This window comes from Mesosutterella porci (genome assembly GCF_022134585.1).
Classification (GTDB): domain Bacteria; phylum Pseudomonadota; class Gammaproteobacteria; order Burkholderiales; family Burkholderiaceae_F; genus Mesosutterella; species Mesosutterella porci.
Window position 1 is genome coordinate 159,803 of sequence record NZ_JAKNCT010000001.1, and the last position, 22,692, is coordinate 182,494.

18 protein-coding genes are annotated in these 22,692 nt (G+C 62.8%); 14 read left to right on the top strand and 4 right to left on the bottom strand.

The features are described 5' to 3' along the window. Nucleotides 1-141: 141 nt before the first annotated feature. On the top strand, nucleotides 142-1,116 hold the full coding sequence (locus MAF45_RS00775; protein WP_237977646.1) for a LysR family transcriptional regulator: 975 nt from the start codon (nucleotides 142-144) through the stop codon (nucleotides 1,114-1,116). Nucleotides 1,117-1,364: 248 nt separating this feature from the next. Next, nucleotides 1,365-1,922, top strand: coding sequence for an integrase core domain-containing protein (locus MAF45_RS00780; RefSeq protein ID WP_237977647.1), 558 nt, complete (start codon nucleotides 1,365-1,367; stop codon nucleotides 1,920-1,922). Between the two features lie 586 nt (nucleotides 1,923-2,508). Here the strand turns inward: MAF45_RS00780 and MAF45_RS00785 are convergent. Next, nucleotides 2,509-4,350, bottom strand: a complete 1,842-nt coding sequence (locus tag MAF45_RS00785) for an aryl-sulfate sulfotransferase (RefSeq protein ID WP_237977648.1) — start codon at nucleotides 4,348-4,350, stop codon at nucleotides 2,509-2,511. Nucleotides 4,351-4,729: 379 nt separating this feature from the next. Between MAF45_RS00785 and MAF45_RS00790 the strand changes: the two genes are divergently transcribed. From MAF45_RS00790 to MAF45_RS00810, 5 genes are all read left to right on the top strand, one after another. After that, the gene (locus MAF45_RS00790; RefSeq protein WP_237977649.1) at nucleotides 4,730-7,069 is read left to right on the top strand and encodes a molybdopterin-dependent oxidoreductase; all 2,340 of its coding nucleotides are present in this window, start codon (nucleotides 4,730-4,732) and stop codon (nucleotides 7,067-7,069) included. Nucleotides 7,070-7,152: 83 nt separating this feature from the next. Then, nucleotides 7,153-7,719 (top strand): nitrilase-related carbon-nitrogen hydrolase, encoded by a 567-nt coding sequence (locus MAF45_RS00795; RefSeq protein WP_237977650.1) that lies wholly within the window; start codon nucleotides 7,153-7,155, stop codon nucleotides 7,717-7,719. Then, nucleotides 7,716-8,255 carry a YbaK/EbsC family protein gene (locus MAF45_RS00800; protein ID WP_237977651.1) on the top strand — a complete coding sequence of 180 codons (540 nt, stop codon included), beginning with the start codon at nucleotides 7,716-7,718 and terminating at the stop codon, nucleotides 8,253-8,255. Before MAF45_RS00795 ends, MAF45_RS00800 begins: the two co-directional genes overlap by 4 nt. Continuing rightward, nucleotides 8,252-9,514, top strand: a complete 1,263-nt coding sequence (locus tag MAF45_RS11375) for an RluA family pseudouridine synthase (protein ID WP_237977652.1) — start codon at nucleotides 8,252-8,254, stop codon at nucleotides 9,512-9,514. The genes MAF45_RS00800 and MAF45_RS11375 overlap by 4 nt, the downstream gene beginning before the upstream one ends. Before the next feature lie 98 nt (nucleotides 9,515-9,612). Continuing rightward, the gene (locus MAF45_RS00810) at nucleotides 9,613-10,974 is read left to right on the top strand and encodes an MATE family efflux transporter (protein ID WP_237977653.1); all 1,362 of its coding nucleotides are present in this window, start codon (nucleotides 9,613-9,615) and stop codon (nucleotides 10,972-10,974) included. Between the two features lie 87 nt (nucleotides 10,975-11,061). Here MAF45_RS00810 and MAF45_RS00815 read toward each other — a convergent pair whose 3' ends face one another. Continuing rightward, the gene (locus MAF45_RS00815) at nucleotides 11,062-12,663 is read right to left on the bottom strand and encodes an amidohydrolase (protein ID WP_237977654.1); all 1,602 of its coding nucleotides are present in this window, start codon (nucleotides 12,661-12,663) and stop codon (nucleotides 11,062-11,064) included. A gap of 337 nt (nucleotides 12,664-13,000) precedes the next feature. Between MAF45_RS00815 and leuE the strand changes: the two genes are divergently transcribed. Then, the gene (gene leuE, locus MAF45_RS00820; RefSeq protein WP_237977655.1) at nucleotides 13,001-13,642 is read left to right on the top strand and encodes a leucine efflux protein LeuE; all 642 of its coding nucleotides are present in this window, start codon (nucleotides 13,001-13,003) and stop codon (nucleotides 13,640-13,642) included. 153 nt (nucleotides 13,643-13,795) lie between these two features. Here leuE and MAF45_RS00825 read toward each other — a convergent pair whose 3' ends face one another. Continuing rightward, nucleotides 13,796-14,914: a porin gene (locus MAF45_RS00825; RefSeq protein WP_237977656.1), complete on the bottom strand. Its 1,119-nt coding sequence runs from the start codon at nucleotides 14,912-14,914 to the stop codon at nucleotides 13,796-13,798. A 372-nt stretch (nucleotides 14,915-15,286) separates the two neighbouring features. On the opposite strand from MAF45_RS00825, the gene MAF45_RS00830 reads away from it, so the two are divergent. From MAF45_RS00830 to MAF45_RS00850, 5 genes are all read left to right on the top strand, one after another. After that, nucleotides 15,287-16,702 (top strand): flavocytochrome c, encoded by a 1,416-nt coding sequence (locus tag MAF45_RS00830; RefSeq protein WP_237977657.1) that lies wholly within the window; start codon nucleotides 15,287-15,289, stop codon nucleotides 16,700-16,702. 260 nt (nucleotides 16,703-16,962) lie between these two features. Then, nucleotides 16,963-17,310 (top strand): NifB/NifX family molybdenum-iron cluster-binding protein, encoded by a 348-nt coding sequence (locus MAF45_RS00835; protein ID WP_237977658.1) that lies wholly within the window; start codon nucleotides 16,963-16,965, stop codon nucleotides 17,308-17,310. 411 nt (nucleotides 17,311-17,721) lie between these two features. Next, nucleotides 17,722-18,411, top strand: a complete 690-nt coding sequence (locus tag MAF45_RS00840; protein ID WP_237977659.1) for an alpha/beta hydrolase family protein — start codon at nucleotides 17,722-17,724, stop codon at nucleotides 18,409-18,411. A 60-nt stretch (nucleotides 18,412-18,471) separates the two neighbouring features. Next, a complete protein-coding gene (locus MAF45_RS00845) occupies nucleotides 18,472-18,906 on the top strand; it encodes a hypothetical protein (protein WP_237977660.1) in 435 nt (144 codons plus the stop codon). Between the two features lie 2 nt (nucleotides 18,907-18,908). Next, entirely contained in the window at nucleotides 18,909-19,799 is an 891-nt protein-coding gene (locus tag MAF45_RS00850) for an IS3 family transposase (RefSeq protein WP_237977661.1), read from the top strand. Between the two features lie 188 nt (nucleotides 19,800-19,987). Here the strand turns inward: MAF45_RS00850 and MAF45_RS00855 are convergent, their stop codons facing one another. Beyond that, entirely contained in the window at nucleotides 19,988-21,475 is a 1,488-nt protein-coding gene (locus MAF45_RS00855) for a lyase family protein (protein ID WP_237977662.1), read from the bottom strand. Between the two features lie 160 nt (nucleotides 21,476-21,635). On the opposite strand from MAF45_RS00855, the gene MAF45_RS00860 reads away from it, so the two are divergent. Continuing rightward, on the top strand, nucleotides 21,636-22,595 hold the full coding sequence (locus MAF45_RS00860) for a LysR family transcriptional regulator (RefSeq protein ID WP_237977663.1): 960 nt from the start codon (nucleotides 21,636-21,638) through the stop codon (nucleotides 22,593-22,595). Nucleotides 22,596-22,692: the final 97 nt, after the last annotated feature.

A 22,692-nucleotide genomic window follows, 5' to 3' on the forward strand; every position in this document is an offset into this window, starting at 1 on the left:
GCCCGCGGTCCGTTTGTTCTGGGAAAATTTTCTACCTGCCCCCCCTTTTCCGTTAGTGACAAATTCCCCGCCCATATTGAGAGAAAAAGGATTCATAATTGCAAAATATGAAAAGATATCCTTCACATCTTTTTTAAATCCATGCCCACCAATTCCAAAAACCCGACCCTGTCTCTGTCCAGGCTGCAGCTCCTAGAGTCGATTTTCAGGAACCGTTCGCTGTCTGCCGCCGCGAAGGAATGCGGACTGTCGGTTTCGGGTGCGAGCCGCCAGCTCTCCCAGGCGAGGGAGGATTTCGAGGACGAACTTTTCGTGCGCTCCGGCTACGACATGATTCCCACCGATCGGATGAGCGAGCTCGAGGAGGAGCTCGCCCCGCTTCTGGCCAGGCTGCAGGCGCTCACGGATAAGGACGACTTCGATCCCTCGAAAATCCAGAAGACCTTCCGCATCATGACGGCCGACAACGGCTTCATCGCCTTCATTGCCCCAGCCCTCCACGACATTAACCAGCAGGCTCCGAGGGCGAGCTTCGAGATTCTCAACCTCAGCCCTGACAAATTGGGGGAGTTTCTCCGGGAGGGACGGGCTGATCTCGCCATCATGCCCCGGGTGCCCGCGGCCGCAGACCTCGCCTCCCTGCCCCTGGCCAGAATCAAGAAACACATCATGATGCGTCGAGGTCATCCCCTTGCGCTCGATCTGATCCGCAACGGGGTTTCCAGCCTCACGATTGATAAAATTATCCAATGGCCGCAGGCCTACACCAACCTCACCCCTCAGGCCAAAATTTTCAAGCCCGAGGCAGCCCCCTGCCACCTGAGCTTTCCCTACCTGAACTCTTCGCCCGCCGTGCTGCTTGACACGAACTACATCGACTGGGTGCCCGAGTCGTCGGTGAAATACTGGGAAAGAATTCCCGGGCTCATCAGCTTCGAGCTGCCAGACTCCATCTGCCCCCCGTTCACGCCCAATCTCATCTGGTCGCGGCGCAGCAGCGGCAACCCGGAAAATGTCTGGCTCAGAAGCCTGATCATCGGAAAAGCCCGAGAAAACTACGGGCCGGCGCCGGAGGCCGAAAAAACAGAGCAAGCCTCCCGCAGTCCCTCGGCTTGAAGCGGCGCTCCAAATCGAGCAGGAGGCGGGCGGTTAACCCGCCGTCCTCTCACACCATCGTCCGCACCGGTCTGGCAGGCAGGTCTCGCGGCCTGTAATGGGATGGTCAGCCCCTGCAGCGGAGCATTATTCAGCGACCATCCATCATGAAACCTTCATTAGAAAGCAAAAGGAGCGCCCTTGTTTCTCAGAAGATAACCCAGCCCGGGGTTATAACTGAGTTATCCCCAAAAGAGGAGCGCTCCACCATGACTTCTACCTTCTCAGGCAACCCCGCTGTTGTCATCGGCATTGATCTTGCCAAAAGCCATTGCGATGTCGTCGGCTGCGACAAGGACTGGAAGATGGTGCTGAGACGCCCCCGCATCCCACACAGGAAACTGCTTGAGATGCTCTCAAACATGCTCCGCGCCGTTGTGCTGATGGAAGTCTGCGGCGGGAGCCACTGCTTTCGTCCGCAAGGTCAAGGCGCTGGGGCACGACGGCCGGCTTCTGAACCCGGCGATCCAAAGGACAACGCACAGGCGGAACGCATCAATAACACGATGAAGAACGAGCTCCTGAAGGGCGTCCGGTTCGAATCCATCCAGGAAGTAACGAAGGCGGTTGAGAAGGCCGTCAGGTTCTACAACGAGGAGCGTCCTCGCATGAGCGTAGACACGAAGACACCAAGAGATGCTGCGGGCAACGTTGGAGATATTCCTAAACGGTGGACCAGCCGCAGGGAGATGCACTTGAAAAATCAGCGCGACGCTTGCAATAACCCTGAGATATGTTTACTTTCGGATTCGTGCCGGCAGGGTTAGTACAGTCGGCACTTTGGCAGTCAACCTCCGAAAGGAATAAGGCGACGGCAGTCAACTTATTTCGGGGTTAGGAGAAAGAAGTCAACTTTCTTCCGTTTTAGCAACTTAACCGAGTCAAACTTTTTAAGGGTTAAGAGGCAAAAGTAGTCAACCTATTTCAGGAAACTACACTCTCGACCGCGGTAGCCCTGCGGCATCGTCAAGGATCTCCCCAGGTCTCACACATGCGCTTTGCGTCCTGCCTGCTGGATCTACGCCGGCTCCTTCCGTATCGATATGGGGTTAACAGAATGTGGCCTGCTCTCCCGGAGTCGTCGCCTCATATCCAGTTCCTGTTCGTCAGGCTGACGTTTTGCTATCGGCTTCCTTCATCAGTTTGTTACCTCCCTGACTCTGCCGAGTCGCTAGTCCTTCCCTCGATCGGACGGACGGTGGACTTTCACCACTGGTCACACGTGCGCTGCTGGGCGCACCACTGAAAAAAGCAGCGCTGCAGACCAAGTTGCAGCGCTGTTTTTTTCGTTCGGAATCGGTTTGCTCAGGTGGGAGGAGCCTGCCTTGCGCCAGCTCCTGCCCAAAGCGAAACTCAGAGGTTTCCGTCCGTGTGGTGGAAGGCCTTCTGGATGCGGAAAGGCATCGCTTGGTATCCCATGGAGCCGAGGATCCGGATCTCGAACGCGGGGGTCTTGGAGCCGTAGTTGAATTCCATCAGATACGGATTAGGCGCGCCAACGGCCTTTCCGTGCTCAAGCTTCATCTCCGGCGTGGCGGAATAGACCATGATGGAGTCCTTGTCCGCCTCGTACTGCACCAGTGAAGTCACCGGGCTGTACCACTTGTGGCCCAGCTCCTTGCCGTATTCCCAAAGCTGCTGAACCGTCCTCTTCTGCTGATCGATCTTGTAGATGACGGCGCGGCTGTACTTCATGTCGGCCAGGGCTGGCTGCTCGAAATGGCGTCCGTCGCCGTTGTCGAACACAGAAAGATAGATGAACCGCTTGTCGGACTTCTCATCGATGCGGAAGGCCGTGTGCTGGGTCCAGGTCCAGTCGAAATCTGTGTTCTCACAGGCCCCGTGCTCACACTTGAGCGGCTTGCCGTCCTTATCGACCGGCGTAAGGGTGAGACGCGCGAGCTCGGGCTTCCAGCCGTCGGGCGCGCCGAGAATCCACTTCACCTTCTTATCGCGGCCAATCTTGACGATAGCGGACTGGTGACGCGACGAAATGATGATGGAGTCATCCGTCGGATCATAGTCGACGGAGTTCACGTGCGCCCAGTTGCGGCCGATGCCGACCCCGGTGATGTCGCCCCACTTATCGCTCTTGTCCTGCTCCGCGAGATCCTTGGCGGAGAGCGTCTTACCGGCCGCATTGGCGTCCAAATTGAGGCAGACCGCACCCTGGTCAAGCGACTTGATCACGATAGAACGATAGGGGTCGAGAATATCAAACAGACGCCATTCGTCCACCACCCGGCCGTCCGCAGAGAGCTCCGTGATCACGTCGCGCACGCTCCTCACGTTCTTGCCGTCGGCGCGCTTCACGTCGCTGCTCGCAACGCGCAGGAAGTAATGACCGTTCTGCGCCTGGTCCATGGAGTGGGAGAAATCGTTGTAGCTGATCGGCAGGCGACGGTTGAAAATCTTGCGTCCCATAATGTCGTACTTCACGTAGCGCTGTCCGTAGCCCCAGGTAAGGGCCCCGTCCTTGCCCTGCTGGAACCCCATCATGACCCCGGCATGGTACACGCTCGCCATATCATAGATGCTGTCCGGATTGAGGTACCAGCGCACCTCTCCCGAGGCGTCAATGATGGCATTCTGCGGATAGAAGGACCATTCCAGGGCACCGCCCGCGGGGTTGTTCCAGATCACCCGGGATCCCTTCGGGGGAGACACCAGGAGATTGTTCACCAGATAGAGCCGGTCCTTGAACTTGGGATCGCTCTTGACGACGCAGGTCTTGAACATTGTGGACTTCATGCTGACCGTGCCGTTTACTTCCGTGTTGACCGGCGGAGCGTAAAGGGTGTATTTCTCGGAAATTGCCTTCCTCTCTCCGGTCTCCGAAATCCGGGTGTAGGAGACCTCGACCGTGTTCACATAGTCCGGATAGAGCCCGAAGACCGGGATTCCGCCGTGCGTGCGCAGTTCAGAGTCATCCACCATGTACTTGATCTCGGAGCCGTTCGGCTTGGGCACAATCCTCACGGTGACGCCGGTGAGCTGGTATCCCCCGTTCTTGATGATTGCGGTGAGAGGAGCGATCTTATAGGGGTTGGTGACGACTTCACCGATCTGCCCCTGCTTGGCATAACGCACCTGAGCTCCTGAGGAGCCGCCGGCCGCATAGGCTGCGGTCCCGGTCGCCAGAGACAGCACAACGGTTGCGCAGGCCACTAAAACAGGTTTTGCGCGGAACATCATGAACTTCTCTCCTTAAAAAATCATTTTAAATTTCAGGCTGCCCGTTCCCTGCGGCAGCCCCGTCCTGCATGGGGAAAATTTTCCGGCGCATCAGGCTGAGAAAACAGAGAGAAATTCACTGCCATATTTGCAAAATAACAAAAAGATCTTTTCTATTTTCTCAACATTTCGTTAATTTCTTTTCAAACCCCTGTAAACAAACGGCTTGATCTACAAATAAATGTAAAAATAAAAATTTAAATATTGACTATTGTGCAAGCATTCAATCTCCTCCCGCCTGGCTGGCCAGTCCGAGTTCTTCCGCGGGAGATGAGAGCTCCGGAGCGCGCACGAGCTTCATGAATGACGGAAAATAAAGCCCGAATACGAGCAAGCGACCATGAGCACTCACGAGCCTATTTCACAGGGACTGACCACCGCCTCGCACTGGGGTGTTTTCCGCGCCTGGCCGCAGTCGGGGAAAATCGCCGCCCGGGCCCTCGAAGAGGACCTGCGCGGCATTTCCAACCTGCAGGCGGTCACGGAGCTGCCTTTTCTGGACAACCGGATCCGTACGCCCGCAGCGCGGGCTTCCTTTCTTGAGAAGCGGGCCGGCCACACCCACCTGCGGGGCGAGGACCGCTGGGTGAGCCTGTCCTGGCAGGAGGCGCTCGACCTCGCCGGCTCCGAGATCAACCGGATCTACGACCTCTACGGACCCTCGGCCGTCTTCGGGCACTCCTACGGCTGGAAATCCTCGGGGGCGCTGCACGCCCCGGCCGCCCTCATCCGGCGGATGCTCGCCCTGCGGGGCGGGTACGTGAGGGGCGAGAATAACTACTCGAACGCCGCGATGCGGAAGATCCTTCCCTATGCGGTGGGTCTGAAGCACCCGCAGCCGCAGAGCCTCGAGGTGATCGCCCGCTGCACCGAGCGGCTCGTCTTCTGGGGAGCGGACCCCGAGATCACGAACGACATCGACTGGTTTTCAACGGTCCACTCCTCCGAATCCGCCTGGTGCGCTCTCGAGGAAAAGGCGCGCTCCGGGGCCCTGCGCACCTTCGCCGTGAACCCGGTGCGGCCGCTCTCGGCCCAGCGCTTCCGCTCCGAGTGGCTGCCCGTCAGGCCCGGAACCGACGCCGCGCTGATGCTCGCAATGATCCACGTGCTCGACCAGGAGAACCTCTGCGACCGGGATTTCCTCCGGACCCACGTCCACGGGCTTGAGGCTTTCCTCGACTACATCCGGGGGCGCGAAGACGGCTGTGCGAAGACCCCGGGCTGGGCCGAGCCGATCTGCGGCCTGCCCGCGCAGACGATCGTGCGGTTTGCCCGCGAGCTCGCCGCCAACAGAACTTTCCTGATGCTGGGCTGGGGCCCGCAGCGGGCGCGCTTTGGCGAGCAGTTCCACTGGGCGGGCTTCGCGCTCGCCGCCTTTCTGGGGCAGATGGGGCTGCCGGGCGGAGGCGTCTCGGGCGAGCACCATACGGGAAGGGGCGGCGCGCCGGCCACCCGCGGCCCCTATGTGGAGAACCTCCCGCTGCCAGACAGCGCCGCGGTCTGCCCCGTGATCCCGGTCGCACGCTTCGCCGACTGCCTCCGGCACCCGGGCCGCACGATCGACTTCAACGGGAGGAGCTGCACCTACCCCATGCTGAGGCTCATGCTCTGGGGCGGGGGCAACCCCTTCGCGCACCAGCCCGACTCGTTCGGGCTCTACCACGCCTGGCGCTCCCAGCAGATTGAGGCCGTGATCGTCTGCGACACGCACTGGAGCGCGACCGCGAGGATGGCCGACCTAGTGCTGCCCGCCTGCACGTTCCTTGAGAGAAACGACATTTCGGGCGTGGGCGAGTACTCGAGGGACGGGATCTCCGCGATGCACCGGATCATCCCCCCAATGTACGGCTCGCGCACCGACTACTGGATTTTCTCCGAGCTCGCGAAAAGACTGGGCGTGGGAGAGGCATTCACCGAAGGTCTGGACGAAGACGGGTGGCTTCGACGGCTTTACGGAGAGGCGGCCGACCGGGCCCGCGGAAACGGGCTCACCCTCCCCTCGTTTGACGAGTTCTGGGAGAAGGGCTGGGTCCCCTTCCCGGTCCCGGAGGAGGCCCGGGACTTCGTCGACTTCGCCGACTTCCGCTCGGATCCGGACAAGCACCCGCTGCCCACGCCTTCCGGGCGCATCGAGCTATTTTCGGAAAAGATCGCCTCCTTTGGCTACAGGGACTGCCCGCCGCACCCCGCCTGGCTCGATCCTGCCCCGGGGGATCCGCGCGTGCGAAGCCGCTTTCCGCTGCGGCTTGTGAGCCCGAAGAGCCGCTTCAGGCTGCACAGCCAGCTCGATCCCTGCCCGAGAAAGGACCGGGGGCCCGCGGACCCCGAGTGGCTGCGGATCAACCCTCGGGACGCCTCCGCCCGCGCAATCGCCCAGGGCGACCTCGTGCTCGCCCGCAGCCCCCGCGGCGCCCTTGTCGCCCGGGCCTCGGTCACGGAGGATGTGATGCAGGGCACCGTCGCGCTCGCGCATGGCGCGTGGTTCGAGCCGGAGTGGATCGGCGACGAGCTTGTCGACCTCCACGGCTCCTCCAACACGCTCACGGAGGACGTCCCCACCTCGGCGCTCGCCTGCGGGAACACAGCCTCGGCCTTCGATGTCGAAGTCTGCCGCTGCCGCGAGCAGGACTTTCCCTTCAGGACCTTCACTCCCCCGCTCCCCGAAGGCCTGGCGCACTGACAGGCGCCCTTTTTTCCCCGGCGGACGCCCCGGGGCGATAATCTGATGGTTCCGCAATTCCTTTTTTTGCAGAAGGAGCCCCCTTGAAGGATCTGAAGAAAAACTGTCGCGCCGCGGTCATCCAGTGCGCCCCCGTGCTTTTTGACAAAGAGGCCTCGGCGCGCAAGTGCGCGGACCTGATCGCCGAGGCCGCGAAGGAAAAGCCCGACCTCATCGTGCTCCCGGAACTCATCGTGCCGGGCTATCCCTACGGCATGACCTTCGGCTTCACGGTGAGAAGCCGAAAGGAACCGGGGCGGAGGGACTGGCTGCGCTACGCGAAGAACTCGGTCCTTGTGCCCGGGCCCGAAACGAAACTTTTGGGCGAGGCGGCTCGCTCCGCCCGCGCCTGGATGAGCGTCGGGATCTGGGAGCGCGACGCTGTGACCGAGACCCTCTACAACAACGTGTTCTTCGCGCTCGAGGGGTGCTGCTACGTGATCAACTGCGACCAGTTCTTCCGGAAGTCCGACTACCCCTCGGACCTCGAGGAGCGGGAGGCCCTGCAGGCCCTGCCCGAGACGGTCTGCAGAGGCGGCAGCTGCGTGGCCGATCCCTTCGGGCACTACGCGCGGCCCGACGTGCTGCGGCTTGAAGTGAACGACAAATGATGAGCGGACAACTTGGAACTCCGGCCATGGACACGAGGGCAAACCAGCAGGCCGTAATCAGCTTTTTAGAGCAGGCAGGCATCCCCTTTGAGCGGCTCGACTACGAGCCGATCCACACTGCCCAGGAAGGGCTTGAGATCGCGCGCCGCCTGGGGTCGTTCTGCTGCAAGAACCTCCTTTTTAAAAACAGGAAGGGGGAGTTCTTTCTCTTCATGATCCCGGGCGCGCGCCGCTTTCCCTCGGGCGCAGTCGCCCGGCAGCTTGGCACCGGGCACCTCTCCTTTGCCGCCCCGGAAGAGATCGAAGAGCTACTTCACGCCTTTCCAGGCTCCGTGGGGCCGCTCGGCCTCATCTTCGACCGGGGCCCGCGCGTGCGGCTCGTCATCGAGGAATCGATCCTTCGCGAGCCCTTCATCGACTGCCACCCCTGCGACAACGGATGCAGCCTGAAGCTCTCCGTTCAGGACTTCACCGGCCGTTTCCTGCCCGCCTCGGGCCACGGCTTCATCACCTTCAGACTCCCGGAGGACGCGTGATCGGCTTTCCTTTCTGCGAGCCCCCGGCCCCGGAGGCTAGGGCGGCCTCCCGGCTTGCCCCCGCCCCCGCGAGCTTTCGCGGGCGAGCCGGGGTACTGGTGCTGCGCCGAGGAGCCGACTGCCTGTACCGCTTTGCCTTCGAGCCCCTGGAGGGCACCCCCGGGCGCTGGGAGGAGATTGACGGGAGCCGGCTCTGGCCCGAGCGCACGGAACCCGCGATGCCGCACGTGCTCCTCACGAACGGGCGCGGTGAAAAGGCCGACCTCGTGCAGCTTTGCAGGCGCTTTCTCGGCACCCGAGCGCAGCCCCTGTCCTCGCGCCACGCGGATCAGTGGCGGGAGGCCTTCTGCCGGGCGCTTTCCTCCCCTACCGTGCAGCTGCTTCTCGAGCGCAACCGCTCCTTCCAGGACTGGGAGCCGGAGGCGAGCGCCGAGTGGTTCATCGGGACCCCGTCGCCCCAGGAGATCCGCTGGCCCGGAGCCTTCTATCCTCCCGCCCGCACCACCGCGCCCCTGGTGAGGTTTCTGCTCGAAGGCTGCAGGGCCGGCTCCGAGCGGCCTCTGTGCCCTGAGCCGATGGAGCTGCCCGTGCTCTACGAGGACCAGGACCTCGTCGTCGTGAACAAGCCCTCGGGCCTCCCCTCGGTGCCCGGCACGCGCGAGGTCTGGAGCGCGAAGGGACTGCTTGAAAAACGCTTCGGGTCGCTTTTTGCCGTGCACCGGCTCGACATGGAGACCTCCGGGATCCTCCTTTTCGCGAGGAATCTCGAAGCGGCCTCGGCGCTCGGACGCGCCTTTCGGGAGCACCGGGTGTGCAAGCGCTACAGGGCGCTGCTCGAAGGGGTGCCCGCGCAAAGCCGCGGGACGGTCGCCCTGCCGCTCGCGGCCGACGCGATGGACCTCCCGCGCCACATCGTGCTTCCCCCTGCGACCGGGGGCAAGGAGGCCGCAACGCGCTTTGAGACCGCGTCGGTCCTCGAGTGCGCGGACCGGCGGGTCAGGGCGCTGGTGGACCTCTTTCCCAAGACCGGGCGCACGCACCAGCTGCGGATCCACTGCGCGCACCCCGCGGGACTCGGCTGCCCGATCGAGGGCGACTCAATCTACGGCTCACAGGGGGCGCTTCTGCTGCGCTCCGGGCGGCCGCTGTGCCTGCACATGGCGGAAATCGAGTTCGAGCATCCCGCGGACGGCCGGCGGCTTCACTTCGAATCGGAGCCGGGCTACCTCAGCCTCTTTCTGAAGAGGCCTGCGGCCTGAGGGCCTAAGCGCCAGGGGCTCTCCTGGCGGACGTTTCAGACAAAAAGGCGGCTTCCAGCGGCCGTAAAATTATTTTTTTCGCTCACGGAGGGCCCGCAATGGCGTCAAACAAACGCGACATCGACATGCTGCACGGGACACTCTGGGACAAAATCTTTATTTTTGCCCTGCCGCTTGCCTTCACCGGAGTCATGCAGCAGCTCTTCAACACCGCGGACGTGGTCGTGCTCGGGCGCTTCGTCTCGAGCGAGGCGATGGCCGCGGTCGGCAACAACGTGCCGGTGATCGGCCTCATCGTGAGCCTCTTCATGGGACTTGCCCTGGGGGCGAACGTCGTCGTCGCGCGCTTCATCGGGATGGGCAGCCCCGAGGAGGCGAACACGGCCGTTCACACGGCCCTCACCCAGGCGGTGAGGTACGGACTCGCGACCCTCGCGCTGGGCGAAGCGCTGGCCGGCCCTTTCACGTCGCTTCTCGGAGTCCCCGCCTCGGTCGCCGCGTATTCGGAAACGTACCTTCGGGTCCTGGTGCTCGGGCTGCCCTTCGTTGCGGTCTACAACTTCCTGGCCGCCATCTACCGGAGCACCGGCGACACCCGCACCCCCCTTTACGCCCTCATCGCGGGCAGCCTCTTCAACATCGCGGGAAACCTCTTTTTCGTGCTCGCGCTCGGGCTTGACGTCGGGGGCGTCGCGCTTGCCACTGTGCTCTCGAACCTCCTTGCCGCTTCGATCCTCTACGTGAAGCTCACGAAGGTCGAGGGCCCCCTGAGGATCGAGCGCAAAAAGCTCTTTGCGTCCAACCGGCGCAGCGCCCGGACGATCTTCCGCATCGGGATGCCCGCCGCCGTCCAGAGCATGGTCTTTTCGCTCTCAAACCTCGTCATTCAGTCGGCGATCAACAGCCTGGGGCCGGACGCGATGGCGGGGTCAGTGGCGGGCTTCACGATCGAAATCAACATCTACTGCTTCATCAACGCCTTCGGACTTTCGGCCACGACCTTCGTGAGCCAGAACTATGGCGCGGGGAACCCCGAGCGCTGCCGGCGCGCGACCTGGGTGTCGATGCTGCTCAACTTCGCGGTGACGTTCCTGCTGATCGGGGTCGTGCTCGCGGCAGGGCGCGAGCTGCTTTCGCTTTTCACGACGAGCGAAGCGGTGATCGCGCTGGGCTTCGTGAGAATCCTCTACGTCGTGACCCTGGAGCCCGTGAACGTCATCATGGAAACGGTCTCGGACGCAATGAGGGGCTACGGGTATTCGCTGCCTCCCGCCGTGATCACCCTGGTGCTGATCTGCAGCATCCGCGTGATCTGGGTCTACACCGCGTTCGCCGCTTCGCCCACCTTTGAAACGCTGATGACGGTCTACCCCATCAGCTGGATCGCGACCACCGTGGCGCTCTGCGCCCTCTACTGGCACCACCAGAAGAAGATCCTCCCCCGGAAGGCGGCCTTTTAAAAACACCGGGACGGGTGCGAAAACCCGGCCGGGCGGCATGCCGCCCGGTCGGGCCTAAGAGGAGAGCCTCTTTCCGCTTCCCGCTTCTCAGCCCTCGGTGTAAACGAGCCTTCCCGCGTGGTAGAAGGAGGCGATCCGGACCGAGTCGAGGGCCTCCGGCGCGATCGCAAAGGGATCGTCCGAGAGCACGCTGAAGTTCGCCTCGAACCCCGGGGCGATCATGCCCACCGGAGTCTCGAAGGCGAGTAGCTTCGAGGCCCCGCCCGTGTAGCGGTAGAGCGCTTCGCCCACGGAAACCGCCTGCTGCGGGTTGATTGAGACGCCGTTGTAGGTCCGGCGCAGCACCGCGGCCTTCACCGACACGAACACGTTCTCCGGATCCATCCAGGTGGTGGCCGGCGCGTCGGAGGAGAGCGCGAAGGGCACGCCGCTCTCTACGAGCGAGCGCACCGGGTACATGCGCGCAAACACCTCGGGGACGAGCGCCTGCTCGTAGCCCTCGTACTCGGCGAAAGCGAAGATGATCTGCGTGGTGAGGCCATAGTTCACGGCCTGACGGCGGATCTGCTCGAGCTGGCGCTTCGTGATGAGGGAGACGTGCTCAAGGCGAACGCTGGGCACGCTGGTGAGCCACCCGGTCTGCCCCTCGAAGAAATCGACGATCCTCTGGATGGAGAGGTCGCCCATCACGTGGATCGAGACCTGGATGCCGTTGCGCCTCGCATAGTCAACCGCCGCCGCGAGGACCGGGAGCTCGAGCGTGCACATGCCGTGCGAGGAGCTTCCCTTGTAGGGCTCGTCCACCCAGGCGGTCTGCCCGGAAATGGAGCCGTCGGCGAAAAGCTTGATGCCCTCCACGCGGACCCGGCCGGTCTTTTCATCCTCCGTGAGGTCGGGCATCCCGCGGGGATCGTCGCCGCCCGTCCAGATGCGGTAGAGCCCCGCCTGCGGATAAAGGCCCCGGAGGGCGGCCGCCCGGAAGACGCGCAGCGTGTCGGTCTCGCCTCCGGTTTTCGCCATCATCTCGGTGATCGCCGCATAGCCGCGCTCCCGGTAGTGCGGCCCGCACTCGGCCATCGCGCGCACGGCGTTTTCAAAGTCCGGGCGCTCGATCGCGCGCTGGATCAGGCGGTTTGCGGCGAGCTCGGTGAAGACGCCGTTCGGCTCCCCGTCGGGGTCGTGCCCGATTTTCCCGCCCTGGGGATCGGGAGTGTCGCGCGTGATGCCGGCAATCTCAAGCGCCCGCGTGTTGCAGACCCCGGAGTGCACGTCGGAGCGCAGCAGGTAGACGGGCTGGGTGGTGCTCACACGGTCCAGGTCGTGGCGCGTGGGCGTCCTGTGCTCGGCGAGCTTGCTCTCGTCGTGTCCCCAGCCCATGATCCAGTCATTCGGGCCGCGCCCGAAGTTCGGATGCTTCCTGAGCGCCTCGAGGATCTCGGCGATGCTGTGAACCGCGGGAATCGTGCAGGGCACCGCGTGAATCGTCTGTGCGACGAGAAGCGGGTGCGTGTGCGCCTCGATGAAGCCCGGCACCACCGCGGCTCCCCCAAGATCCACCGCGCCGGGCTCAGGCGCGCCTTCGAACCTGCCCACCCAGGCGAAGCGCCCGTTCTTGATCCGGAAGGCGTCCGCGAACTTGTCCGGCCCCTCGCCGGTGAAAACCCTCGCATTGAAATAAAGGCTGTCCATTTATGCCCGTCCTTTTTTACGCAGCGGCAGAAAGACAAAAAAACAGAAGTTTGAATATAATCCCGTTGCGCTCAGGCCGCACGCGGCCTGAAAAGCGCGTCAGATTGGAAGACAGGAAAAAGCAGGTCTTTCCCTCTTTTGAATGCATTCAGTCCCAAGAGATCCCGCCCGCGAACCGTGCCGGCAGCTCTTCTTCTGATGAATGCGTAAGAAAGGAGCGAAGAGCCTGACCATGAAAAGCGGACGGGCAAGAAACCGAATCCGCTTTTTTATTGTCCGCGGGGTTGAGCCAAAACAAAGAAAAGGCCGCCCTTCGGGCCGCGAGGAGTCCTGTCCCATGCTTGAAAACCTCGGCGTCGTCAACCTCTGGACCTATGCGCTGGGCGCGCTCGTCCTGGTGCTCATGCCAGGCCCCAATTCCCTTTTCGTGCTGAGGACGAGCGTCCAGGGCGGCACTGCGCGTGCGATGAAGGCCGCCTGCGCGGTCTTTCTTGGCGATGCCATCCTCATCGCCTGCGCGTTCCTCGGAATCGCCTCGATCCTGCAGGCCCACCCCGCGCTTTTCACGGCAGTGCGGTTCGCGGGCGCGGGCTACCTCGCCTGGCTGGGGCTTGGCGCGCTCGCGAGGACCCTCCCGCGGTGCGGCCGCGCGCCGCAGAAGGGCTCCGCCACCGCCTCCGAGGGACAGCCGCCCTTCCGGACCGCGCTCCTTCTTTCCGTCACGAACCCGAAGGCGATCCTCTTTTACGTCTCGTTTTTCGTCCAGTTCATCGACCCGGCCTATCCGAGGCCCTGGGTGCCCTACCTCGTGCTCGCCTCGATCCTCGAGGCCTTCAGCGTGCTCTACATGAGCAGCCTCGCCTTCGCAGGCTCGAGGATCAGCCGAATGGTCGCCGGCCGCCCCGGACTCGGCCGGCTGGGCAGCGCCCTCGAGGGCTCCCTTTTCCTCGGGTTCGCGGGCAAGATCGCAAGCCTCTGAAAACTGCGCTCATCCCGGATCCCGGTCAGTGAAAGAGCCGCCTTCCCCGGAAGGGAGAGGCGGCTCTTTCAGTCTTTCGGAAGCCCTCAGGCGGGGAACGGCCGGAAGAATTTCCTTTCGTTCCCCTGCCTCGCGGCAGGCTTTACGCCCCCATTAGAAGCGGTGCACCAGGCCCACCATGACGGAGGTCGCGCTCGGGGTCTGATCCTTCAGATCGTCCTTTTCCTGAGCGTAGGTCGCAGCACCGTAGACATTGGTGCGCTTCGAGAACGGATAGGTGTAGGCCAGGCCCACGCCAAAGCGCTTGTACTCTTCGTCGCCCTTCACAGCCTCGGCATCGCGGTAGCCCACCTGCGCGAGGAAGTTGCCGCCGAAGGCGGGCACCTTGGCTCCGACCGACACGCCCCAGCCTTCGTAACCCTCATTGGCGAGCGTGGCGGTGTGCTTCAGGTCGCCCAGCGTGAGGTTGGCGAGGCCCTTGCGCACGTTCGCCTGGTTGTCGAAGTAGTTGGCCTGTGCGTAGAGGGTCATGAAACCGAAGTTGTAGTTGCCGCCAAGCAGTATGCTGTAGCCGTTGTCAGTGTTGGCGGTGTCGCCGCTGTTCTTCCACATCGTGTAGTCAGCGAGCAGCACGCCGTTGAAGGCGCCGGCCTTGTAGTTGAGGCCGAGGGCCGCGTAGCGGTCGGCAGAGGCCTTGTTCTCAACACCGGTTGTGTTGGAGACCTGATCGGTCTTGAAGGAGTACTCGGCCGTGAGGCTCAGGCCGCCGACCGCAGGGGTGCGATAGGCGATCGTGTTGTCGGTGCGGCCCCAGTCGGTGCCGGTGAAGTACTCAACGCCCGCGTCGCCGTAGAGGACGCCAAACGGGGTGACCGCAGAGCCCATGGCGATGGAGCCCGCGGTGCTCGTCACCTTGCCCAGGCGCCCGGCGTAGAGCGTGCCGTAGGAGCCCGAGACGTTCACGGAGGCTTCACGGCCGAAGAGACGGCTCATAGTCTGCGTGCCGTCGTCGGAGTTCATGCCCGACTCAAGCGTGAAACCCACCTTCACGCCGTTGCCGAGGTCCTCGGAACCGCGCAGGCCCCAGCGGGAGCCCGCGGCCTGGCCGCCCTTCATCGAGAAGGTATCGGTGGAGTCCGTGCCGTCGTCGGCGCGATAGTGAGTGTAGTTCACGCCCGTGTCAATCAGGCCGTAGAGCGTGACCGAGGGGGCAGCGTAGGCCGAAGCGGCGAAAGCGCCCGCAAGGACGACCGCAACGAGAGACTTTTTCATTTTTTCTCCTTCGTGATGATCTGTAAAACTTGTCGATCGCAACCAGGACCACCGCTAAGAAGGACAGCCCTGGAAACATTTGGATCATACCCACTTATTAATTGCAAACAAAGAAAGTGTTGTTTTTACGCAACATGCTTTTATCCATTTTTTCTCTTTTATCTCTATATAGTTAGATGACGGTCATCCTGATGGAGCGGTTATAAATGTAAATTTCTATGAATACCTATTTAGCAGTATTTTTAAGCCCGCACTCTTCTCTATAATCACACCTGTTTCAGTTTGCGCACTGTACCCGCAGGGGCACAGAGGCAGATTTCAACCGGCGTGCTCTTTCGCTGCAAAGAGGCCGCCTCCAATAGTGGAGAGATGATGAAAAAGATAGTTCTTGCTTTAGCCGTTGCTGCGGCTTTCGGCACCGCAAACGCGGCCCAGAATGTGAACACCGACGTGGTCGTGGTCGGCGCTGGCGGCGCAGGCCTCGCCTCCGCGGTCGAGGCCCACGACCTCGGCGCCAAGGTGATCGTGGTCGAGAAGATGGCCTTCCCGGGCGGCAACACGACGCGTGCCGCCGGCGGCCTGAACGCTGCCGCGACGCCCCTGCAGCAGGCCAAGGGCATCTACGACACCCCTGAAATCATGTTCTACGATACGATGAAGGGCGGTCACTGGAAAAACAATCCGGAGCTCGTGCGCACGCTCGCCGAGCACGCGAAGGACTCCGTCGACTGGCTGCTCGCCCTGGGCGGCGACTTCCATGACGTCGGCCTCATGGCCGGCGCGACCCGTCCCCGCACGCACCGCCCGACTGGCGGCGCCCTGGTGGGCCCCGAAGTGATCCGCACGCTCTACACCGCTGCTGAAAACCGCAAGATCGACATCCGCGTGAACACCCGCGCCGAATCGATCAACAAGGTGAACGGCAAAGTGACCGGCATCACCGTGAAGGGGCCGGACGGAGAATACACAATCAACGCGAAGGCCGTGGTGATCGCGGCCGGCGGCTTCGGCGCGAACAACGCGATGGTCGCCTCCTACGTGCCCCGCCTCAAGGGCTTCTCCACCACGAACCATCCCGGTGCGACCGGCGACGGCCTGAAGATGGCAGAAAAGGCAGGTGCCGCCCTGATCGACATGACCGAAATCCAGACCCACCCGACCGTGGTTCCGGGTGACGGCACGATGATCACCGAGGCTGTACGCGGCAATGGCGCCATCCTCGTCAACAACGAGGGCAAGCGCTTCTACAACGAGCTCGAGACCCGCGACAAGGTCTCCGCCGCTATCCTCAAGCAGCCCGGCAAGACCGCCTGGCTCTTCTTCGACTCTGACATGCAGAAGTCCCTGAAGGCGACCAACGGCTACATCAAGCAGAAGTACTGCCTCAGTGCCAACACGCTCGATGAGCTCGCCGCCAAGATGAAGGTTCCGGCCGCCGCCCTCAAAGCGACGCTCAAGGACTACGGCGCCGCCGTGGCCGCTAAGAGCGACAAGCAGTTCGGCCGCGAGAACCTTCCGCGTGCCCTCAACAAGGCTCCGTTCTACGCGATCACCATCACCCCGGCCGTGCACCACACGATGGGCGGCGTGAAGATCGACCCGAAAACCCAGGTCTATGACACCAACGGACATGTGATTCCGGGCCTCTTCGCCGCGGGCGAAGTGACCGGTGGCGTGCACGGCGGCAACCGTCTCGGCGGCAACGCCCAGGCCGACATTGTGACCTTCGGCCACATCGCTGGCCAGCAGGCCTACATCTACAGCCGCACCTCACAGCTGAAGAAGTAAGGCAAAGGAACCTGCGCCGGCGCGCATGAGAGCGCCCGCTCAGATCCCAAAGGGGCGCGCCGGATACTTCCGGAGCGCCCCTTTTCCATCGGGCCCGGAGGCCGCCCTTGAGCGCGGACGGGACCCGCCCGGTAACAGTCCTGTGACTTCGGAACAGCCGCTTCTATGGGAAAGCGAGCCCGAAGGAAAGCTCCGGCCGGCGCGGTCTCGGGAATAGAATCCCCCTATCGAAATCACCTGCTTAGAAAAGGAGTCTTGTCATGAAGATTGCCGTTCCTGTCGAAGGCGAAGAGATTTTCCAGCATTTCGGCCGCGCCCCGGCCTTTAAGGTCTACGAGGTTGAAAACGGAGCCGTGAAGGCCTCGGAACTTGTTGCCTCTCAGGGCACGGGCCACACCGCGAAGTCCACGGACCTCGCGGCTATGAAACCCGACGTGGTGCTCTGTGGCGGAATTGGCACCGGAGCCTTGGCCGCGGTCGAGGCCGCGGGCGCGAAACTCGTGGCCGGAGCCTCGGGCCGGGCCGACGACGCCGTGAGCGCCTATCTTGCCGGACAGCTTGAGAACCGGGAAGACGCCGTTCACGCGTGCAGCTGCGGCTGCCACTGAGCTTTCCTGGGCTTGAAAGCACCCGGGAGCGCTTCGCCCCGACGGGCTTTCCGCGCTCCCGGTTCACTGCTTCCACAAAAAGCGCGGCGCTTCCCTGCCGCACGCCTCGAGGGGGCCTCGGTGGGGAGTTTTTTATGCGTTTAAAGAACAGAATCCATCGGGAGGACGGCTACCCCGCTCGTTCTTTATTTTGCCCGGGCCAGGGGGGCTTGCGCCGGGGGTGCTGGAGCGTTGCTGCCTGCTCGCCTTCTTCCCCGCCCCCGGGGCTGCCCTGGGCTCCGCGGTTCCCGACCGGTATGAGACCGCCGTGAAGACGCAGGCGCCCCTGGAGCAGAAATACCTCCGGCCCGGGCCTTCTCCACGGCAAGCCTTGAACATCCGGTCCCTGAAAAATGGAGAAAACACATCGTCTTGTATCCGGCCGGCCCCGCTGATAAGGAGAAGGCCCGCTCGGTTCTCGTCCTCTGCAACGGGACCGGCATGCGCGCTTCGAGCGCTGCGCCCATGATGAGGCATTTCGCCTCCTGGGGCTTCATGGTCCTCGGCAGCGAGGACGAGAGCTCCTGGGAGGGCTTGTCCGCGCAGAAGGCCCTCGACTGGCTGCTCGCGGAAAACGAGAGAAAGGGCAGCGTCTTTTACCGCCGCGTCGACCGGAAGGCGATCGGAGCCTTCGGGCACTCCCAGGAAGGCGTGGGCGCCATCAACGCCGTGACGGTCCAGCCCGGCCGCCAGCTTTACAAGGCGGCCGCGATCGAATCGCCCACCGGGCTGCCCCTGGCCAGAAACCTCAAATGGACCTATGCCCCCGAGAAAGTGCAGGTCCCGGTCTTCTACCTCGCGAGCACCGGATTCTTCGGCAGCCGGATCATCATCCCGCCCCAGGAGCTGCAGCGCCTTTTCGAGCTTTCCACCCGAAGCCCCTTCAGGGTCATGGCCATCCGCAGGGAGAGCGACCACGGGGAGATGCTCTACAAGGCCGACGGCTACGTGACCGCCTGGTTCCTCTACTGGCTTCAGGGTGACAAGGAGGCCGGCTCCGTGTTTCGGAAAGACGGCGAGCTCGCCCGCAATCCGCTATATGAAAAGGTGAGGATCGAGTAGGCGCAGCGGCTCCGCGCCGCCCGCCACTTCGGCATTGCCGCAACGCAGGTGGATTCCTGGGTGGCATTTGAGAAGGCCGGCTGCCGCGAGCTCTACGATCCCGCTTACAAGTCGCCTGAAATCACTGAGGAGCTGCTTCAGAGCATCTTTTCCGACCTGGACAACGGATTATCGCTGTTGCAAGCCTGCATCAAATATGGCTTCAAGAACACAGGCAGCCTCAGTGTCGTCTTGAAGAAAGCAAGAAGCGGAAAGCCCCTGCCGGAGCGGCGCGGCCGTCGGCCAAAGAATCCCAGGTCCCGGGCTCCTGACCCGCTTGACAAAAAGCTGCCGGAGATAAAGCCCGGAGCCACCAGGCAGGAGCTCGAGGAACTGTGCAGGAAGCAGGCAGGCCTGCTCAAGGCATTTAAGGAGGAGCGCGAATGCAGGGTTGACCTGTTAAAAAAATTCGAGGCCTTAGTCCACGACTCACTCAAAAGCAGCGGCGGGCGCTGATTGTGAAAGCGATCGATGAACTAAGGCGAAACTATCCGCTGGCCCTGCTGTGCAGGCTGGCCGGCTTCAGCGTCAAGACGTTTTACTACCAGAAGAAGCTTGCCGCTGGCCCGGACAAGTACGCCACCGCCAAACAGGGCATCCTGGAGACCTGGAAATGCCACAGGAGCTGCTACGGGTATGACCGCCTGACCCATGTCCTCAAGGCCGGGACTGACCTCTCCCTGGGCCGCAAGACCGTGTACAGGCTGATGAAGGAGATGGGCATCGCCGGCAGGACTGCCCGGCGCAAGTACAGCTCCTGCAAGGGCGATGCGCACTTACGCATTCCCAATGAGCTCAAGCGGGATTTCAACCCGCCGACTCCCTACAGGAGCTTCGTCACCGACTTCTCGATGTTCAGCGTCAATGGCCAGTGGGTGTACCTCTCGCCCATCATGGACTTGTACAGCCGCGAGATTGTCGGGCTTTCCTGCGGCACCAGCCAGGGCCTGTCCCTGATCAAAGCCATGCTCGATGACTTCAAGCGAAACATGGATGCGCGCGGCGTCAGCCTGGCAGGATCGATGCTGCACAGCGACATGGGATGGCAGTACCAGCACAGCACTTACCGCTGTGCCCTGGCCCGGACGGGAATGCGGCAAAGCATGAGCCGCAAGGGTAACTGCCTTGACAAGGCAATCATCGAGATTTTCTTCGGGAGGCTCAAAGTGGAGCTGTTCTACGGGCAGGAGCGGAAATTCAAAACCGCTCAGGAACTGATCGACGCCTTGCCGGACATGATCCGTTGGTACAACCAGGAGCGCATCAGCAAGCGCACAGGCTGGAAAACCCCTGCTGAATACTCTGCAGAATATGAAAGCGCCCGACGGATGGCGGGCGCTTTGGGATAAGATTCAACTCAAAAACAGAGTGTCTAAACTTTAAGGGTTAGTCTAGGTTGGCGGTCGGTGCTTCTAATCTTACCGGTTTCCCTTTTTGCGCTTGCGCCCGTATGTTCGATGAACTGCGGGCGTTTGCGTTTGTGCAAAAATTTGAACTTTCAATATTCAGACTAACTCTTCGGGCTGACCACGTATTTTTAAGCGCAGAGCGCCGTGAAGTCTTTCTCCAGCCGGTTTTCGGCCGCCTGAAGCTTCGACTCGACCCCGTCCGTCCAGGCCTCGTCGGCCAGAAGGCGCTCCCGGGCTCCCTTCGAGAGCCGCTCGAGCTCCGGGGCCTGAGGGCCGCCCTCAGTGCGCCGCCCCTCGACGATCGCGCGGGGGTCGAGCGTCTCCCTGAAGCCCTTTTCGTCGAAAGGAAACTCCCTGGGAATGCCCGAAAACCCCTCTTTTTCAACCATGCCCTCGTAGACCGCCTTCGCTTCGGCGTAGCTCAGCGTGAACGGCGTGAGCGACCTCTGCCTCGCGTAGGTGACCAGTTCGCTTGCAAACCTGTGGCCCTCTCTGAAGGGGATGCCGAAGCGCTGCATCATGACGTCGGCGATGTTCTGCGAGGCGGTCCAGTCGAGATTGAGCTCCTCGAGCGCACGCTTCGCGTTCACCCGCAGCATCCCCAGCACCCCGGCGAAGGCCTCGAGCACACGCGCGGCGTCGGCGAGGATCGTGCGGTTGAGCTGCTCGTCCTTCACGTCGTACATGCCGGGCGCGAGATCGTGCGCGCGGAAAAGGATGGAGGAGATGCGGCCGAGGACCTCGTTCGCGTCGCGGCGGACGTCGATCAGGCTGCCCGGGTTCCTTTTCTGCGGCATGGCCGAGGAGGCGTAGGTGCTCGTCACGAGAATCCAGGGGCGGGGCTGCGCGTACTGCGTCATCACGTCCTGGATGAACTGGGTGACGTGAAGCAGCGGGCCGGCGAGCTTGAGCCCAGCCTCGACCGGTACGTCGACCGCCGAAATCTGCCCCGCGTCGTAGGCGTTGTCCACAATGCCGTCAAAGCCCAGGTACGAAGCCATGGCCCGGCGGTCCAGCGGCCAGGGCGTGCCGTTGAGCACCGTGGTGCCCATGGGCGAGAGGTTGAGCCGTGCCCAGAACTCCCGCAGGCTGTCGAAATCCCGTCTGAAGCCCTCAAGGTGCCCGAGCCAGGCATGGGCGAGGCTGTCGGGCTGAGCGGCCACGCCGTTCGTGTAGCAGGGGACGATCGTCGCGCGGTTTTCCTCGCAGAGCCGCAGCAGCGCCCCGCGCACGCGGTTAAGTGCCTTCATCAGCGCAAGCGTCTCGTCGCGGATCATCGCCCGCTGGAAGGTCGCGTGCATATCCTGGGAGGAGCGGCCCGCGTGCATCAGCGTCACCTCGATCCCGGCCTCGGCCACAAGCAGCGGCTCGTAGCGCACGTACATCCGGGGCCGCGGGCTACCGGGCTGTGCGGCCTGCGCGATCACGCGCTTCAGGGCCCGGCACCAGGCCGGCACCTTCGAGCGGTCAAGCAGCCCCAGCCGGGTGTTGACGATGAAAGTCGCCTTGTTGATCTGCGAGAGCCAGAAAAACTCGTCCCGGGGCGGCTCGCCGCTCCAGGGCTCGAGATCGGAGAGCCTGCCAGCCTCGCCGGTTGAAGGAACACCTAACGCCATTGTCAATCCTCCTGAATACGTTAAACAAGCCGCCCCGCCGAAGGGGGTAGCGCGGTACCAGTATGCGGCCTTTTCCTTTTGTGCTGAAGGTCAATAGAAGCAAAAATAAATTATCATTAACGACAAATCAAACCCGTACAACGACAAGGAGCCTCCCCCTATGCGCAGAGACATGAACCTCGAGAGCTGGCGCGTCTTCACGGCCGTGGCCCGCGCGGGCGGGATCACCCCTGCCTCGCCCGCGCTCGGCATGGACCCGCCCGCGATCAGCCGTGTGCTCTCCTCGCTCGAATCGGCAGTAGGAGGCACGCCGCTTTTCGACCGCAGCAGCCACTCGCTCGCGCTCACCGAAAGCGGCCGGCTCGCCCTGCAGACCGCCGAGCAAATGCTCACGCTGCACGACGAGCTGATGCGGGGCCTGCAGACCGACACCGAGCAGATGAGCGGCACGATCCGGGTGGGCATCCCTCAGGCGGTGCTGCAGGACTTCGCGATGCCCTTTCTCGTCGACTTCGCCCGGCGCTACCCGGAGATCCACCTCGAGGCAAGCGAGTACAGCCAGGGGCTGCCCGTGAGCTTCGCCTCGCCTTCCGGGGCGCTCGACATCGTCATTTCCTTCGGGCCCGACCCCGCGCACCCGAACTTCGTGCAGATCCGCTACGGCACGGGCCGCACCATTGCCTGCGCCTCTCCGGTCTACCTCTCGCGCTACGGCGCGCCCTCGAGCCCCGAAGAGCTCGCCCGCCACATCGGCGTGAGGTTCAACAGCCCCCTGCGCGGAACGCTGCGCGAGCTGCACCGCGGCGGCCGCACGGTGCCGCTGCGCTTCGGGCGCGAGCTCTCCTTCAACACCGTCATGACCGCGAAGGCCGCCGTGCTGATCGGCGCGGGGATCCAGCCCGACATGGCCGACATTCACTGCTACAGGGAAATCATGAAGGGCTCCCTCGTCCCGGTCCTCAAGGACTGGAGAGGCGAGCCGCTCGACCTCTATATCTACACCCGCCCCGAAATCCTGCGCTTCAGGCGCGTGAAGAGCTTCATCAACGAATTCCGCCGGGAAATCACCGCGACGCTGCGCCTGCGCGACGAGGCGCTGCGGGGCTGCGGCCTGCTCTGAAAGCCCTCCCTCCTCTTTTGGCAAAAGAAACAAATCATTCTTAAGTCTTTTGCCATTGTTTGAAAAACCGCCCGCCGCGATCATTTCTCCCGTGCCT

What these genes read in the sequence shown, in the direction of transcription:
- MAF45_RS00830 (WP_237977657.1), top strand. Translation starts at nt 15,287, where the DNA reads ATGAAAAAGATAGTTCTTGCTTTAGCCGTTGCTGCGGCTTTCGGCACC.
- MAF45_RS00785 (WP_237977648.1), bottom strand. Translation starts at nt 4,350, where the DNA reads ATGATGTTCCGCGCAAAACCTGTTTTAGTGGCCTGCGCAACCGTTGTG.
- MAF45_RS00835 (WP_237977658.1), top strand. Translation starts at nt 16,963, where the DNA reads ATGAAGATTGCCGTTCCTGTCGAAGGCGAAGAGATTTTCCAGCATTTC.
- leuE (WP_237977655.1), top strand. Translation starts at nt 13,001, where the DNA reads ATGCTTGAAAACCTCGGCGTCGTCAACCTCTGGACCTATGCGCTGGGC.
- MAF45_RS00800 (WP_237977651.1), top strand. Translation starts at nt 7,716, where the DNA reads ATGATGAGCGGACAACTTGGAACTCCGGCCATGGACACGAGGGCAAAC.
- MAF45_RS00780 (WP_237977647.1), top strand. Translation starts at nt 1,365, where the DNA reads ATGACTTCTACCTTCTCAGGCAACCCCGCTGTTGTCATCGGCATTGAT.
- MAF45_RS00825 (WP_237977656.1), bottom strand. Translation starts at nt 14,914, where the DNA reads ATGAAAAAGTCTCTCGTTGCGGTCGTCCTTGCGGGCGCTTTCGCCGCT.
- MAF45_RS00775 (WP_237977646.1), top strand. Translation starts at nt 142, where the DNA reads ATGCCCACCAATTCCAAAAACCCGACCCTGTCTCTGTCCAGGCTGCAG.
- MAF45_RS00860 (WP_237977663.1), top strand. Translation starts at nt 21,636, where the DNA reads ATGCGCAGAGACATGAACCTCGAGAGCTGGCGCGTCTTCACGGCCGTG.
- MAF45_RS00790 (WP_237977649.1), top strand. Translation starts at nt 4,730, where the DNA reads ATGAGCACTCACGAGCCTATTTCACAGGGACTGACCACCGCCTCGCAC.
- MAF45_RS00815 (WP_237977654.1), bottom strand. Translation starts at nt 12,663, where the DNA reads ATGGACAGCCTTTATTTCAATGCGAGGGTTTTCACCGGCGAGGGGCCG.
- MAF45_RS00855 (WP_237977662.1), bottom strand. Translation starts at nt 21,475, where the DNA reads ATGGCGTTAGGTGTTCCTTCAACCGGCGAGGCTGGCAGGCTCTCCGAT.
- MAF45_RS00810 (WP_237977653.1), top strand. Translation starts at nt 9,613, where the DNA reads ATGGCGTCAAACAAACGCGACATCGACATGCTGCACGGGACACTCTGG.